The organism is Ancylobacter terrae (assembly GCF_045108345.1).
In the GTDB taxonomy this organism is placed as follows: Bacteria; Pseudomonadota; Alphaproteobacteria; order Rhizobiales; family Xanthobacteraceae; genus Ancylobacter.
The window spans coordinates 1,844,457-1,858,391 of record NZ_JBJGXH010000001.1 but is presented as its reverse complement, the minus strand read 5'-3'; the positions used below and the strand labels follow the sequence as shown (position 1 = coordinate 1,858,391).

The 13,935-nt window shown below is 67.2% G+C and carries 13 protein-coding genes; all 13 read left to right on the top strand.

Annotated elements, in window-relative coordinates; genetic code table 11:
- The first annotated feature begins 10 nt into the window (after positions 1-10).
- The 13 genes from nuoF to ACEUEL_RS08800 all read left to right on the top strand — a co-directional run bounded on the left by nuoF (position 11) and on the right by ACEUEL_RS08800 (position 13,916).
- Positions 11-1,318 (top strand): NADH-quinone oxidoreductase subunit NuoF, encoded by a 1,308-nt coding sequence (gene nuoF, locus ACEUEL_RS08860; RefSeq protein ID WP_405704050.1) that lies wholly within the window; start codon positions 11-13, stop codon positions 1,316-1,318.
- A gap of 5 nt (positions 1,319-1,323) precedes the next feature.
- A complete protein-coding gene (locus tag ACEUEL_RS08855; protein ID WP_405704049.1) occupies positions 1,324-1,629 on the top strand; it encodes a pentapeptide repeat-containing protein in 306 nt (101 codons plus the stop codon).
- On the top strand, positions 1,629-3,707 hold the full coding sequence (gene nuoG / locus ACEUEL_RS08850) for an NADH-quinone oxidoreductase subunit NuoG (RefSeq protein ID WP_405704048.1): 2,079 nt from the start codon (positions 1,629-1,631) through the stop codon (positions 3,705-3,707). Before ACEUEL_RS08855 ends, nuoG begins: the two co-directional genes overlap by 1 nt.
- 13 nt (positions 3,708-3,720) lie before the next feature.
- Positions 3,721-4,764 (top strand): NADH-quinone oxidoreductase subunit NuoH, encoded by a 1,044-nt coding sequence (nuoH, locus tag ACEUEL_RS08845; protein ID WP_405704046.1) that lies wholly within the window; start codon positions 3,721-3,723, stop codon positions 4,762-4,764.
- Positions 4,765-4,814: 50 nt separating this feature from the next.
- A complete protein-coding gene (locus ACEUEL_RS08840; RefSeq protein WP_405704044.1) occupies positions 4,815-5,054 on the top strand; it encodes a hypothetical protein in 240 nt (79 codons plus the stop codon).
- A gap of 13 nt (positions 5,055-5,067) precedes the next feature.
- Positions 5,068-5,556 (top strand): NADH-quinone oxidoreductase subunit NuoI, encoded by a 489-nt coding sequence (nuoI, locus tag ACEUEL_RS08835; RefSeq protein WP_405704043.1) that lies wholly within the window; start codon positions 5,068-5,070, stop codon positions 5,554-5,556.
- Between the two features lie 84 nt (positions 5,557-5,640).
- The gene (locus ACEUEL_RS08830) at positions 5,641-6,246 is read left to right on the top strand and encodes an NADH-quinone oxidoreductase subunit J (RefSeq protein ID WP_405704042.1); all 606 of its coding nucleotides are present in this window, start codon (positions 5,641-5,643) and stop codon (positions 6,244-6,246) included.
- Between the two features lie 2 nt (positions 6,247-6,248).
- A complete protein-coding gene (gene nuoK, locus ACEUEL_RS08825; protein WP_405704040.1) occupies positions 6,249-6,557 on the top strand; it encodes an NADH-quinone oxidoreductase subunit NuoK in 309 nt (102 codons plus the stop codon).
- A 10-nt stretch (positions 6,558-6,567) separates the two neighbouring features.
- Complete coding sequence (gene nuoL, locus ACEUEL_RS08820) at positions 6,568-8,496, top strand: NADH-quinone oxidoreductase subunit L (protein ID WP_405704039.1); 1,929 nt, start codon at positions 6,568-6,570, stop codon at positions 8,494-8,496.
- Positions 8,496-10,010 (top strand): NADH-quinone oxidoreductase subunit M, encoded by a 1,515-nt coding sequence (locus ACEUEL_RS08815; protein WP_405704038.1) that lies wholly within the window; start codon positions 8,496-8,498, stop codon positions 10,008-10,010. The genes nuoL and ACEUEL_RS08815 overlap by 1 nt, the downstream gene beginning before the upstream one ends.
- 34 nt (positions 10,011-10,044) lie before the next feature.
- Positions 10,045-11,475: an NADH-quinone oxidoreductase subunit NuoN gene (nuoN, locus tag ACEUEL_RS08810; protein ID WP_405704036.1), complete on the top strand. Its 1,431-nt coding sequence runs from the start codon at positions 10,045-10,047 to the stop codon at positions 11,473-11,475.
- Between the two features lie 4 nt (positions 11,476-11,479).
- Positions 11,480-12,235: a biotin--[acetyl-CoA-carboxylase] ligase gene (locus ACEUEL_RS08805; protein WP_405704034.1), complete on the top strand. Its 756-nt coding sequence runs from the start codon at positions 11,480-11,482 to the stop codon at positions 12,233-12,235.
- A gap of 70 nt (positions 12,236-12,305) precedes the next feature.
- The gene (locus ACEUEL_RS08800) at positions 12,306-13,916 is read left to right on the top strand and encodes a ribonuclease J (RefSeq protein ID WP_405706665.1); all 1,611 of its coding nucleotides are present in this window, start codon (positions 12,306-12,308) and stop codon (positions 13,914-13,916) included.
- Positions 13,917-13,935 lie beyond the last annotated feature (19 nt).

Below are 13,935 nucleotides of genomic sequence, written 5' to 3'. Positions count from 1 at the left end.
GGAGCGAACCATGCTTGCCGACAAGGATCGCATCTTCACCAATATCCACGGCTATCACGACTGGGGCCTGCAGGGCGCGCTGAAGCGCGGCTCCTGGGACGGCACAAAGCTGTTCCTCGACGCCGGCCGCGATTTCATCATCGAGCACATGAAGGCCTCGGGCCTGCGCGGCCGCGGCGGCGCCGGCTTCCCGACCGGCCTGAAGTGGTCGTTCATGCCCAAGAACAATGACGGGCGCCCGCACTACCTCGTCGTCAATGCCGACGAATCCGAGCCCGGCACTTGCAAGGACCGCGAGATCCTGCGCCACGACCCGCACCATCTGGTCGAGGGTTGCCTGATCGCCGGCTTCGCCATGGGCGCCAACGCCGCCTACATCTATGTGCGCGGCGAGTTCATCACCGAGCGCGAGCACCTGCAGGCCGCCGTCGACCAGGCCTATGAGGCGCGCCTGATCGGCAAGAACAACGTCCATGGCTGGGACTTCGACGTCTATGTCCACCACGGCGCCGGCGCCTATATTTGCGGCGAGGAAACCGCGCTGCTGGAGAGCCTCGAGGGCAAGAAGGGCCAGCCGCGCCTGAAGCCGCCTTTCCCGGCTAATGTCGGGCTCTATGGCTGCCCGACCACGGTGAACAACGTCGAATCGATCGCCGTCGCCCCGACCATCCTGCGTCGCGGCGCGGCGTGGTTCGCCGGCATCGGCCGCCCCAACAATGTCGGCACCAAGCTGTTCGGCATCTCCGGTCATGTGAACACGCCCTGCATCGTCGAGGAGGCGATGGGCATCCCGTTCAAGGAACTGATCGACAAGCATGGCGGCGGCGTGCGCGGTGGCTGGGACAATTTGCTCGCCATCATCCCCGGCGGCGCCTCGTGCCCGATCATCCCGGCCGACCAGTGCGCCGACCTGATCATGGACTTCGACGGCACCCGAGCGGTGAAGTCGAGCCTCGGCACCGCCGGCGTGTTGGTGATGGACAAGTCGACCGACGTCATCAAGGCGATCGCCCGCATCTCCTATTTCTTCCGGCACGAAAGCTGCGGCCAGTGCACGCCCTGCCGCGAGGGCACCGGGTGGATGTGGCGGGTGATGGACCGGATGGTGGCGGGGCGCGCCCAGAAGCGCGAGATCGACCTGCTGCTGCAGGTCACGACGCAGGTCGAGGGCCACACCATCTGCGCGCTCGGCGACGCGGCAGCCTGGCCGATCCAGGGCCTGATCCGGCATTTCCGCCCCGAGATCGAGAAGCGCATCGACCAGTACGCGGCGAACCCGCATTCCGATCCGGTGCCCGTGCCGGTGGCGGCGGAGTGACGGGGATGGAACTTCGCAAGACTGTCGAATGGATCGATGCGAACGACGTCAACCTCTCCGGGTCGATCTTCGTCGACGTCAATCTGGCCGGATCCCGCTTCGACGATGTGAACATGTCGGGCTGGTCGGTGAAGAACGTGAATTTCTCGGGCCTCACGCTGGAATGCGCGAATGTATCGGGCGCGCGCATCGCGCGTGCCGATCTGGTCGGGGTGTCGATCTCGGAGTGCCGTCTGGACGGCATGCGGATCGATGGAATTCTCGTGACGGATATGCTCGCGGCCTATCGCGCAGCGCATGAGGCGAAGTGATGGCCAAGATCATCGTCGACGACATCGAGGTCGAGGTTCCCGCCGAATACACGCTGCTGCAGGCGTGCGAGGCGGCCGGCGCCGAGATTCCGCGCTTCTGTTTCCATGAGCGGCTCTCCATCGCCGGCAATTGCCGCATGTGTCTCGTCGAGGTGAAGGGCGGTCCGCCCAAGCCCACGGCGAGCTGCGCCATGAACGTGCGCGACCTGCGCCCCGGCCCGAACGGCGAGCCGCCCGTCGTGCTCACCAAGAGCCCGATGGTGAAGAAGGCGCGCGAAGGCGTGATGGAGTTCCTGCTCATCAACCACCCGCTGGATTGCCCGATCTGCGACCAGGGCGGCGAGTGCGACCTGCAGGACCAGGCCATGGCCTATGGCGTGGACACCTCGCGCTATGCCGAGAACAAGCGCGCGGTCGAGGACAAGTATATCGGCCCGCTGGTGAAGACCTCGATGACGCGCTGCATCCAGTGCACGCGCTGCGTCCGCTTCACTACCGAGGTGGCCGGCGTCGCCGAGCTCGGCGCCATCGGCCGCGGCGAGGACATGGAGATCACCACCTATCTCGAGGCGGCGCTGACGTCCGAGCTGCAGGGCAACGTGGTCGACCTCTGCCCGGTCGGCGCGCTGACGCAGCGTCCCTACGCCTACCACGCCCGCCCGTGGGAACTGGTGAAGACCGAATCCATCGACGTGATGGACGCGGTCGGCTCCAACATCCGCGTAGACACGCGCGGGCGCGAAGTGATGCGCGTGCTGCCGCGCCTCAACGAGGACGTGAACGAGGAGTGGATCTCCGACAAGACCCGCTACATCTGGGACGGCCTGAAGACCCAGCGTCTCGACCGCCCCTATGTGCGCGTCGACGGCCGCTTGAAGCCCGCCACCTGGCCGGAGGCCTTCGCCGCCATCGCCGCGAAGGTGAAGGGCGTGCCGGGCACCCGGGTCGGTGCGCTGGTCGGCGATCTCGCCTCGGTCGAGGAGGTCTTCGCGCTGAAGGATCTCGTCACCCGCCTGGGTTCGGCGAGCATCGACGCCCGGCAGGATGGCGCGAGGCTCGACCCCGCGCTCGGCCGCGCGAGCTACATCTTCAACCCGACCATCGCCGGCATCGAGCAGGCGGATGCCCTGCTGATCATCGGCGCCAACCCGCGCCGCGAGGCGAGCGTGCTCAACGCCCGCATCCGCAAGCGCTGGCTGAAGGGGAATTTCCCCATCGGACTGGTGGGCGAGCGGGTCGACCTCACCTATGCCTATGACTACCTCGGCGCCGGCCCCGAGACGCTGGCCGACATGGTCGGCGCCGGCACCTTCGCGGAAACGCTGAAGGCGGCGCAGAAGCCGCTGGTGCTGATCGGGCAGGGGGCTGTGGCCCGCGCGGACGGTGCCGCCGTGCTGGCGCTCGCCGCGCGGCTCGCGCTCTCCGTCGGCGCGGTCAAGGATGGCTGGAACGGCTTCGGCGTGCTGCACACCGCCGCCGCGCGGGTCGGTGCGCTCGATGTCGGTGCCGTGCCGGGCGAGGGCGGGCTTGACGCCGCCGCCATCGCGGCGCCGGGCGGGGCGGATGTCATCTTCGCGCTGGGCGCCGACGAGCTCGATATCGCGCCGGGCGCCTTCGTCGTCTATCTCGGCACCCATGGGGACCGCGGGGCCCACCGCGCCGACGTCATCCTGCCGGGCGCGGCCTATACCGAGAAGTCCGGCACCTATGTGAACACCGAGGGGCGCGTGCAGATGGCCAACCGTGCGGCGTTCCCGCCGGGCGAGGCGCGCGAGGACTGGGCGGTGCTGCGGGCGTTGTCGGACGTGCTGGGGGTGAAGCTGCCCTACGATTCGCTGCAGCAGCTGCGGGCCGCGCTCTATGCCGGTCATCCCCATCTCGCCCGCATCGAGCATGTCGAGCCGGCCGACACGTCGGCGCTCGTCGCGCTCGCCGAACGGACCGGGAGCTGCGACCGGGCGGGGTTCCGGCCGGCCGTGACCGAATTCTACCTGACCAATCCGATCGCTCGTGCCTCGGCGGTGCTCGCCGAATGTGCTGCGCTCGCCGCCGGCCGCCTCGCGGCCGCGGCCGAGTGAGGGGGAAGGAACCATGACCGAGACGTCCTCCTCCTGGCTCGACACACTGGTTCAGGTGCTGATCATCCTGGCGCAGAGCCTCGGCCTGATGGTCGGGCTGCTGATCATCGTCGCCTATGTGCTGCTCGCCGATCGCAAGATCTGGGCGGCGGTGCAGCTGCGCCGCGGGCCGAACGTGGTCGGTCCCTTCGGCCTGTTCCAGTCCTTCGCCGATCTGCTGAAGTTCGTGCTGAAGGAGCCGGTGATCCCGGACGGCTCGAACAAGGGCCTGTTCCTGCTCGCCCCGCTCGTCACCTGCCTTCTGGCGCTCGCCGGCTGGGCGGTGATCCCGATCGACCTCGGCTGGGTGGTGGCCGACATCAATGTCGGCGTGCTCTACATCTTCGCCATCTCCTCGCTCGGCGTGTACGGCGTGATCATGGCCGGCTGGGCGTCGAATTCGAAATATCCCTTCCTGTCGGCGCTGCGCGCCGCGGCGCAGATGGTCTCCTACGAGGTCTCGATCGGCTTCGTGATCGTCACCGTGCTGATGTGCGCGGGCTCGCTGAACCTCACCGCCATCGTCGAGGCGCAGAACGGCCCGTGGGGCATCCTCGGCTGGTACTGGCTGCCGCTGTTCCCGATGTTCGTGATCTTCTTCATCTCGGCGCTGGCCGAGACGAACCGTCCGCCCTTCGATCTCGGCGAGGCGGAATCCGAGCTCGTCGCCGGCTTCATGGTCGAATACGGCTCGACGCCCTACATGATGTTCATGCTCGGCGAATACGTGGCGATCATGACCATGTGCGCGCTGACGACCATCCTGTTCATGGGTGGATGGCTGCCGCCCTTCCCGATCGCGCCCTTCACCTGGGTGCCGGGCATCGTGTGGTTCCTGCTCAAGGTCCTGCTGGTCTTCTTCATGTTCGCCATGGTCAAGGCCATGGTTCCGCGCTACCGCTACGACCAGTTGATGCGCCTTGGCTGGAAGGTGTTTCTGCCGATCTCCTTGTTCATGGTGGTTCTGGTGGCGAGCGTGCTCCACTTCACGGGCACGGCGCCCGGGGCAGGTGGATGATGATCACGCACGCATTCGCACAGACGCTGGGCAGTTCCCCGGAAGCGAGCTTGCTGCTCGGTCCAGCGCTGGCCGGCTGGGCGGTCGCCCTCGTGGCGGCCGCGATCGGGCTGGCGGAATGGTTCTTCCTTCCGCCCGTCGTCGAGGCCTCGATCCGTCGCTCGCGCGAGGCGCGCCGGCTGACGGCGGCACAGCTCGAGGACGTGGTGAACTGGTGGCGGAAGGTGATCCGGTGCGTGGCGGTCAGCATGCCGCTGATCGGCATCGGCTACGCCACGATGGCTGATTGAGGAGAGGCGACTGATGAAGCTCGACCAAGCCGCCCGCTCGCTGCTGCTGACGGAGTTCGTCTCCGCCTTCTTCCTGTCGATGCGCTATTTCTTCAAGCCGAAGGCGACGCTGAACTACCCGTTCGAGAAGGGCCCGGTCTCCCCGCGCTTCCGCGGCGAGCACGCGCTGCGCCGCTATCCGAACGGCGAGGAGCGCTGCATCGCCTGCAAGCTCTGCGAGGCGATCTGCCCGGCGCAGGCCATCACCATCGAGGCCGGCCCGCGCCGCAACGACGGCACCCGCCGCACCACGCGCTACGACATCGACATGGTGAAATGCATCTATTGCGGCTTCTGCCAGGAGGCCTGTCCGGTCGATGCCATCGTCGAGGGGCCGAATTTCGAGTTCGCCACCGAGACGCGCGAGGAACTCTACTACGACAAGGCCAAGCTGCTCGCCAATGGCGACCGCTGGGAGCGCGAGATCGCGCGCAACATGGCCCTCGACGCGCCGTATCGCTGACGGGCGCCGGCGGGGCAGGGGGATGGACGTCGCGATGTCGATGAAGGCAAGAAGCCGGGCCTGCCCGGAAGAAGGAATCGGGGAATGAGTGTCGCCGCGTTGTTCTTCTACCTGTTCGCGGGGATCGCCGTGGGCTCGGCCTTCATGGTCATCGCCTCGCGGAACCCGGTCCATTCCGTGCTGTTCCTGATCCTCACCTTCGTGAACGCCTCGGGCCTGTTCATCCTGATCGGGGCCGAATACCTCGCCATGCTGCTGATCGTCGTCTATGTCGGCGCGGTCGCGGTGCTGTTCCTGTTCGTGGTGATGATGCTCGACGTCGACTTCGTCGAACTGCGCCAGGGCTTCCTGCAGTACCTGCCGATCGGCGTTCTGGTCGGGCTGATCTTCCTCGCCGAGCTGGTGCTGGTGTTCGCGACCTGGAGCTTCGGCGAAGGCGTGAGCGGGGCCGCGCTGCCGGCGGCGAGCGACGTGCCGAACGCCGTGCAGATCGGCCGCGTGCTCTACACCGACTATGTCTATTTCTTCCAGGCGTCCGGCCTTGTGCTGCTGGTGGCGATGATCGGTGCCATCGTGCTGACGCTGCGCCACCGTCCGAACGTCAAGCGGCAGGACATCTCGGCGCAGAACGCGCGCAACCGGGCGAGCGCCATCGACATCGTCAAGGTACCGACGGGGAAGGGGCTCTGACCATGGTCATCGGGCTTTCGCACTATCTCACCGTCGCGGCCATCCTCTTCACCTTCGGCACGCTCGGCATCTTCCTCAACCGGAAGAACGTGATCGTCATCCTGATGTCGGTCGAACTGATCCTGCTCGCCGTGAACATCAACCTCGTCGCCTTCTCGGCGTTCCTGGGCAACGTGGTCGGGCAGGTCTTCGCCCTGTTCGTGCTGACCGTCGCCGCCGCCGAGGCCGCCATCGGCCTCGCCATCCTCGTGGTGTTCTACCGCAACCGCGGTTCGATCGCCGTCGAGGACATCAACACGATGAAGGGCTGAGGGGAGCTCCATGTATCAGGCGATTGTCTTCCTCCCCCTCGTCGGGTTCCTGATCGCGGGCCTGTTCGGGCGCACCATCGGCGCGCGCGCGTCCGAACTCGTGACCACCTCGCTGCTGTTCCTGTCGGCCCTGCTGGCCTGGATCGTCTTCTTCGGCACCGCCTTCGGCGGGCGCGACGGGACGGTGGAGCTGTTCACCTGGATCGCGTCGGGCGGGCTCGACGTGAAATGGGCGATCCGCGTCGATACGCTGACCGCCGTCATGCTGATCCTGGTGACGACGGTGTCGTCGCTCGTGCACCTCTATTCGATGGGGTACATGCACGAGGATCCGAGCCGGCCGCGCTTCTTCGCCTATCTCTCGCTGTTCACCTTCGCCATGCTGATGCTGGTGACGAGCGACAACCTCGTCCAGCTCTTCTTCGGCTGGGAGGGCGTGGGCCTCGCCTCCTACCTGCTGATCGGCTTCTGGTACGAGAAGCCCTCGGCCTGCGCGGCGGCGATGAAGGCGTTCATCGTCAACCGCGTCGGCGATTTCGGCTTCGCGCTCGGCATCTTCGCCGTCTACATGATGACCGGCTCGGTCGGCTTCGAGCAGGTCTTCGCCGCGGCGCCCTCGCTGATGGACAAGACCATCCACTTCATCGGCATCGACTGGCACGCCCCCACCATCATCTGCCTGCTGCTGTTCATCGGCGCGATGGGCAAGTCGGCGCAGCTCGGCCTGCACACCTGGCTGCCGGACGCGATGGAGGGCCCGACCCCGGTCTCCGCGCTCATCCATGCCGCGACCATGGTCACCGCCGGCGTGTTCATGGTGGCGCGCCTCTCGCCGCTGTTCGAGCTGTCGCCGGTGGCGCTCAACGTGGTGCTGTTCGTCGGCGCCTCGACCGCCTTCTTCGCGGCGACGATCGGCTGCGTGCAGAACGACATCAAGCGGGTGATCGCCTATTCGACCTGCTCGCAGCTCGGCTACATGTTCGTCGCGCTGGGCACGGGGGCCTATTCGGTCGGCATCTTCCACCTGCTGACGCACGGCTTCTTCAAGGCGCTCTTGTTCCTCGCCGCCGGCTCGGTCATCCATGCGATGCACCATGAGCAGGACATGCGGCACATGGGCGGGCTGCGGAAGAAGATCCCGTTCACCTTCGCCACCATGCTGATCGGCGGCCTCGCGCTCACCGGCTTCCCGTTCACCGCGGGCTACTATTCGAAGGACGCGATCATCGAGACCGCCTTCGTCAGCCATTCGCCGTTCGCGACCTATGCCTGGATCATGACGGTGGCGGCGGCGGCGCTGACCGCGTTCTACACCTGGCGGCAGATGTTCATGACCTTCTTCGGTCATCCGCACGACCACCACCACTATGAGCATGCCCACGAGTCGCCGAAGACCATGCTGATCCCGCTCGGGGTGCTGTCGGTCGGCGCGCTGTTCGCCGGCATGATCCTCTACCCGTATTTCGTCGGGCACGACGTGGATCATTTCTTCCGCGAAGCCATCTTCATGGGCCCCGAGAACAAGATTCTCGAGGAGATCCACCACATCCCCGGCTGGGCCAAGTGGGCGCCGACGGTGATGATGGTGCTCGGCTTCGCCACCGCCTACTGGATGTACATCGCCAATCCCGCCCTGCCGAAGGCGCTCGCCGCCCGCAACGACGTGCTGTACCGCTTCCTGCTCAACAAGTGGTACTTCGACGAGGTCTACGATTTCGTCTTCGTGCGCGGGGCGAAGTGGCTCGGCACCTTCCTGTGGAAGGAGGGCGACGGGCGCATCATCGACGGCTACGGCCCGAACGGCGTCGCAGCTGGCGTGCTCGGTGCCACCAGCCGCGTCGTGCGGCTCCAGAGCGGCTATCTGTACCACTACGCTTTCGTGATGCTCATCGGCGTCGCCGCCCTCATCACCTGGTTCATGTTCGGGGGCGCGCACTGATGTACGACTGGCCCATTCTCTCCGTCGTCACCTTCCTGCCCCTCGTCGGCGCGCTGCTCATCGTCCTGATGATCCGCGGCGACGACGAGGTCGCCAAGCGCAACGCCCGCTGGGTGGCGCTGTGGGCGACCCTCGTCACCTTCGTCATCTCGCTGCTGCTGCTCATCGGCTTCGATCCGGCCAACCCCGATTTCCAGTTCGTGGAATACCGGTCCTGGCTCGGCGACGTCGCCGCATACCGCATGGGCCTCGACGGCATTTCGCTGCCCTTCGTGCTGCTCACCACCCTGCTGATGCCGATCTGCATTCTCGCCAGCTGGGAGTCGATCCAGCTGCGCGTGAAGGAGTACATGATCTGCTTCCTGGTGCTCGAGACGCTGATGATCGGCACCTTCTCGGCCCTTGACCTGCTGCTGTTCTACTTCTTCTTCGAGGGCGGCCTCATCCCGATGTTCCTCATCATCGGCATCTGGGGCGGCAAGCGGCGCATCTACGCGACCTTCAAGTTCTTCCTCTACACGCTCGCCGGCTCGGTGCTGATGATGCTCGCCATCATGGCGATGTACTGGCAGGCCGGCACGACCGACATCACCGTGCTGCTCAAGCACGGCTTCCCGTCGGGGATGCAGCACTGGCTGTGGCTCGCCTTCTTCGCCTCCTTCGCCGTGAAGATGCCGATGTGGCCGGTGCACACCTGGCTGCCGGACGCCCATGTCGAGGCGCCGACCGCCGGCTCCGTCATCCTGGCCGGCATCCTTCTGAAGATGGGCGGCTACGGCTTCCTGCGCTTCAGCCTGCCGATGTTCCCGGAGGCGTCGGCCTATTTCGCGCCCTTCGTCTTCACGCTCTCGGTGATCGCGATCGTCTACACCTCGCTGGTCGCCATGATGCAGGAGGACATGAAGAAGCTGATCGCCTACTCGTCGGTCGCGCACATGGGCTACGTCACCATGGGCATCTTCACCCTGACGCAGGAAGGCGTGCAGGGCGCGGTGTTCCAGATGGTGAGCCACGGCTTCGTGTCGGGCGCGCTGTTCCTGTGCGTCGGCGTCATCTATGACCGCATGCACACCCGCGAGATCGCGGCCTATGGCGGCATCGTCCACCGCATGCCGCTCTACGCCACGGTGTTCATGATCTTCACCATGGCCAATGTCGGCCTGCCCGGCACCTCCGGCTTCATCGGCGAGTTCCTCACCCTGATCGCGGTGTTCGGCCGCAACAACTGGGTGGCGCTGTTTGCGACCTCGGGCGTGATCCTCTCGGCCGCCTATGCGCTGTGGCTCTATCGCCGCGTCGTGTTCGGGCCGCTGGAGAAGGAGAGCCTGAAGAAGCTCGCCGACCTGAACGGGCGCGAGGCGGTCTCGCTCTACACGCTGGTGTTCTTCACCATTCTCTTCGGCGTCTGGCCGGGGCCGGTGCTGGAGGCCTGCGCCGGCGCCGTGCGCACCATCGTCGCCCGCACCGATGCCATCACCGGCGCCGTCCAGGCCGCCGCGCTGGTGCTGCCGTGATCACCTGTCTGTCGAATTCCGCGGAGCCCGCCCGATGATTCACCAGCTTCCTGCGCTCGGCCCCGCGCTGCCCGAGATCGTTCTCGCCCTGTCGGCGGTATTCCTGCTGCTGTTCGGCGCGCTGGCGGGCGAACGGTCCATCAACATGGTCAACGGCCTATCCATCGCCGCGCTGTTCGCGACGCTGGTGCTGGTCCTGCTGGCGCCGGCCGCGCCGACGGCGACCTTCGGCGGCAGCTTCCAGGTCGACGCCTTCGCGCGCTTCATGAAGGTGCTGGCCCTGCTCGGCGCCGGCGCGGCGCTGATCATGTCGGTCGACTGGCTCAAGCTCGAGAAGCAGGGCCGCTTCGAATATGCCATCCTCGTGCTGCTCGCCACGCTCGGCATGATGATGATGATCTCCGCCGGGGACCTCATCGCGCTCTATATCGGCCTCGAGCTGATGAGCCTGTCGCTCTATGTGATCGCGGCCAACAACCGGGATTCCGTGCGCTCCACCGAGGCGGGCTTGAAGTACTTCGTGCTGGGTGCCCTGTCCTCCGGCATGCTGCTCTACGGCGCCTCGCTCATCTATGGCTTCACCGGCTCGGTGAACTTCGCGAAGATCGCCGCCTCGACGCACGAGGCCACGCTCGGCCTCATCTTCGGCATCGTGTTCCTGTTCGCGGGCCTCGCCTTCAAGGTGTCGGCGGTGCCGTTCCACATGTGGACGCCGGACGTCTATGAGGGCGCCCCGACCCCGGTGACGGCCTTCTTCGCCGCCGCGCCGAAGGTTGCCGCCATCGCGGTGTTCCTGCGGGTGGCCATCGAGGCGCTGCCGAACGTCACCCACCAGTGGCAGCAGATCATCGTCTTCATCTCGCTGGCCTCCATGGTGCTCGGCGCCTTCGCCGCCATCGGCCAGCGCAATCTCAAGCGCCTGATGGCCTATTCCTCGATCGGCCACATGGGCTATGCGCTGGTGGGTCTCGCCGCCGGCACCGAGGAGGGCGTGCGTGGCGTGCTCGTCTATATGGCCGTCTATATGGCCATGACGCTCGGCACCTTCGCCTGCATCCTGGCGATGCGCCGCAAGGAGGGCATGGTCGAGACCATCGACGATCTCGCCGGCCTCGCCCGCAACAGCCCCTGGCAGGCCTTCGTCCTGGCGGCGCTGATGTTCTCGCTGGCGGGCATTCCCCCGCTCGCCGGCTTCATCGCGAAGTATTACGTGTTCCTCGCCGCCATCAAGGCCGGCCTCTACACGCTCGCCGTGGTCGGCGTTCTCGCCAGCGTGGTCGGCGCCTATTACTACCTGCGCATCGTCAAGATCATGTACTTCGACGAGCCGGCCACGCCATTCGAGCCGATGGCGCCGGAACTGCGGGCGGTGCTGGGGATCGCGGGCGTGTTCACCATCCTGCTGTTCGCCTATCCGGCGCCGTTGCTGAATGCGGCGGGCGCCGCCGCCCGGGCGCTCTTCTAGAGGAATGGCTGAGGCACGCGGCACGACACCGGTCGTCCATTTCCGCTCGATCGGTTCGACCAACGCGGAAGCGATGGCGCGCGCCGAGGGCGGGGCGCCGCTCTGGATCGTCGCCGAGTGCCAGACCGAGGGGCGCGGGCGTCGCGGCCGGCCGTGGCGCTCTGAACCCGGCAATCTTTACGCCAGCCTGCTGCTGGTCGACGCGGGGCCGCCGACGCGGCTCCCCGAACTCTGCTTCGTCACCGCGCTGGCGGTGCATGACGCGATCCGCGCGGTCACCGGTCTCGATCCGCTCCGCCTCGCGCTGAAATGGCCGAACGACGTCCTGCTCGATGGCGCCAAGCTGGTCGGCATCCTGGTCGAAGGCGTGCGGCGCCGCGACGGGCGCAGCGCGACGATCATCGGCATCGGCGTCAACTGCGCGCATTTCCCCGACGATACGCCCTATCCCGCGACCAGCCTCGCCGCCGCCGGCGTGCCGACCGACGCCGCGGCGCTGCATCGCGCGCTCGATGCCGCCCTCTGGGAGCGATTGGCGCAGTGGCAGCGCGGCGCCGGCTTCGACCGTATCCGCGAGGCCTGGGCGCGGCGTGCGCCCGGCATCGGCGGTGCCGTGTCCGTGCGGCAGGGCGAGGGCACGGCCGAGGGCATATTCGAAGGGCTCGACGTGAGCGGGGCTCTCGTTCTACGTCGCGCGGACGGTACCAGACAGACGATAAGTGCGGGCGACGTATTCCCGTCCGCCCGCATCGGAGCGTGAAGGACGACAGGTGAGCAAGGCACAGGACGAACTGGTCTTCGCGGCTCTCGGGGGGGTCGGCGAGATCGGGATGAATCTCGGCATTTACGGCTTCGGGCCGGAAGGGCGCCGCAAGTGGCTGGCGGTCGACCTCGGCGTGGCCTTCGCCAATCCGGAAATTCCCGGCATCGACCTGATCATGCCCGATGTCCGCTTCCTCGTCGAAGAGCGGAAGAACATTGTGGGGCTCGTGCTCACCCACGGCCATGAGGACCATGTCGGCGCGCTGGTCGACCTGTGGCCGAAGCTCGGCTGCCCGGTCTACACGACGTCCTTCACCGCGGCGCTGGCGGAGGCGCGGCGCCTGTCCGAGCCGGGCGCGCCGAAGATCCCGCTGCACGTCGTGCCCTCGGGCGGTCGCGTGATGATCGGCCCGTTCGAGGTCGAGTTCGTCCCCGTCGCGCATTCGATTCCCGACAGCCATGCGCTGGCGCTGCGCACCCCGCTCGGTCTCGTCGTCCACACCGGCGACTGGAAGATCGACCCGACGCCGGTGGTCGGCAATGTCACCGACCCCGTGCGCTTTGCCGCGCTGGGTGCGGAAGGCGTGCGCGCGGTCATCTGCGATTCCACCAATGCGATCCGCGACGGCATCTCTCCCTCGGAGGCCGATGTGGCGCGCGAACTCGCCACACTCATCGCGGCGGCGCCGCACCGGGTGGCGGTGACCACCTTCGCGTCCAATGTGGCGCGCGTGCGCTCCATCGCCGAGGCCGCCCATGCGGCGGGCCGTGACGTGGTGCTGGTCGGGCGGGCCATGGAGCGGGTGGTGACGGTTGCCCGCGAGCAGGGCCTGCTCGACGGCCTGCCGCCGCTGCGCCCCGCCGAGGCCTATGGCTACCTGCCCCGCGACAAGGTCGTCGCCATCCTCACCGGCAGCCAGGGCGAGCCGCGCGCCGCGCTGAACCGGATCGCGGAGGACGATCACCCCGAGATCGCGCTCTCGGCCGGCGACACCGTTATCTTCTCGTCCCGCACCATCCCGGGCAATGAGCGGGCGGTGAACCGCATCATCAACGCGCTCATCCTCGACGGCATCCGCGTCATCACCGACCGGGACGGGCTGGTGCACGTCTCCGGCCATCCCCGGCGGGGCGAACTGGAGCAGATGTATGCCTGGCTGAAGCCGCAACTCGCGGTGCCGGTGCATGGCGAGCCGCTGCACCTTGCCGAGCACGCCGAGCTTGCCTCGCGCATGGGTGTGCCCGAGGTCGTGCGCATCGTCGACGGCGATCTCCTGCGCCTCGCCGGCGGGCCGGCCGAGGTCGTGGACGAACTGCCCGTCGGCCGCCTCTACAAGGACGGGCAGGTTCTGGTCAGCTCGGAGGCGAAGGTGATCGCCGAGCGGCGGCGCCTCTCCTATGCCGGGGTCGTGTCGATCGCGGTCGCCATGAGCGGGAAGGGCGAGGTCGTCGGCGATCCGATGATCGACCTCACCGGACTGCCGGAGGAGGGCGTCGGCGGGCGCGCGATCGCGGAGGTGATCGAGGACGCCGTGCTCGATTGCCTCGACGGCCTGCCCAAGCCGCGGCGGCGCGACGCCGACGCAGTCGCGGAATCGCTCACCCGCGCGGTGCGGGCGGCGGTGAACGCGGCGTGGGGCAAGAAGCCGCTCTGCCATGCGCTGGTGATCACGGTATAAAGCGCCATGCCGGGCGCTG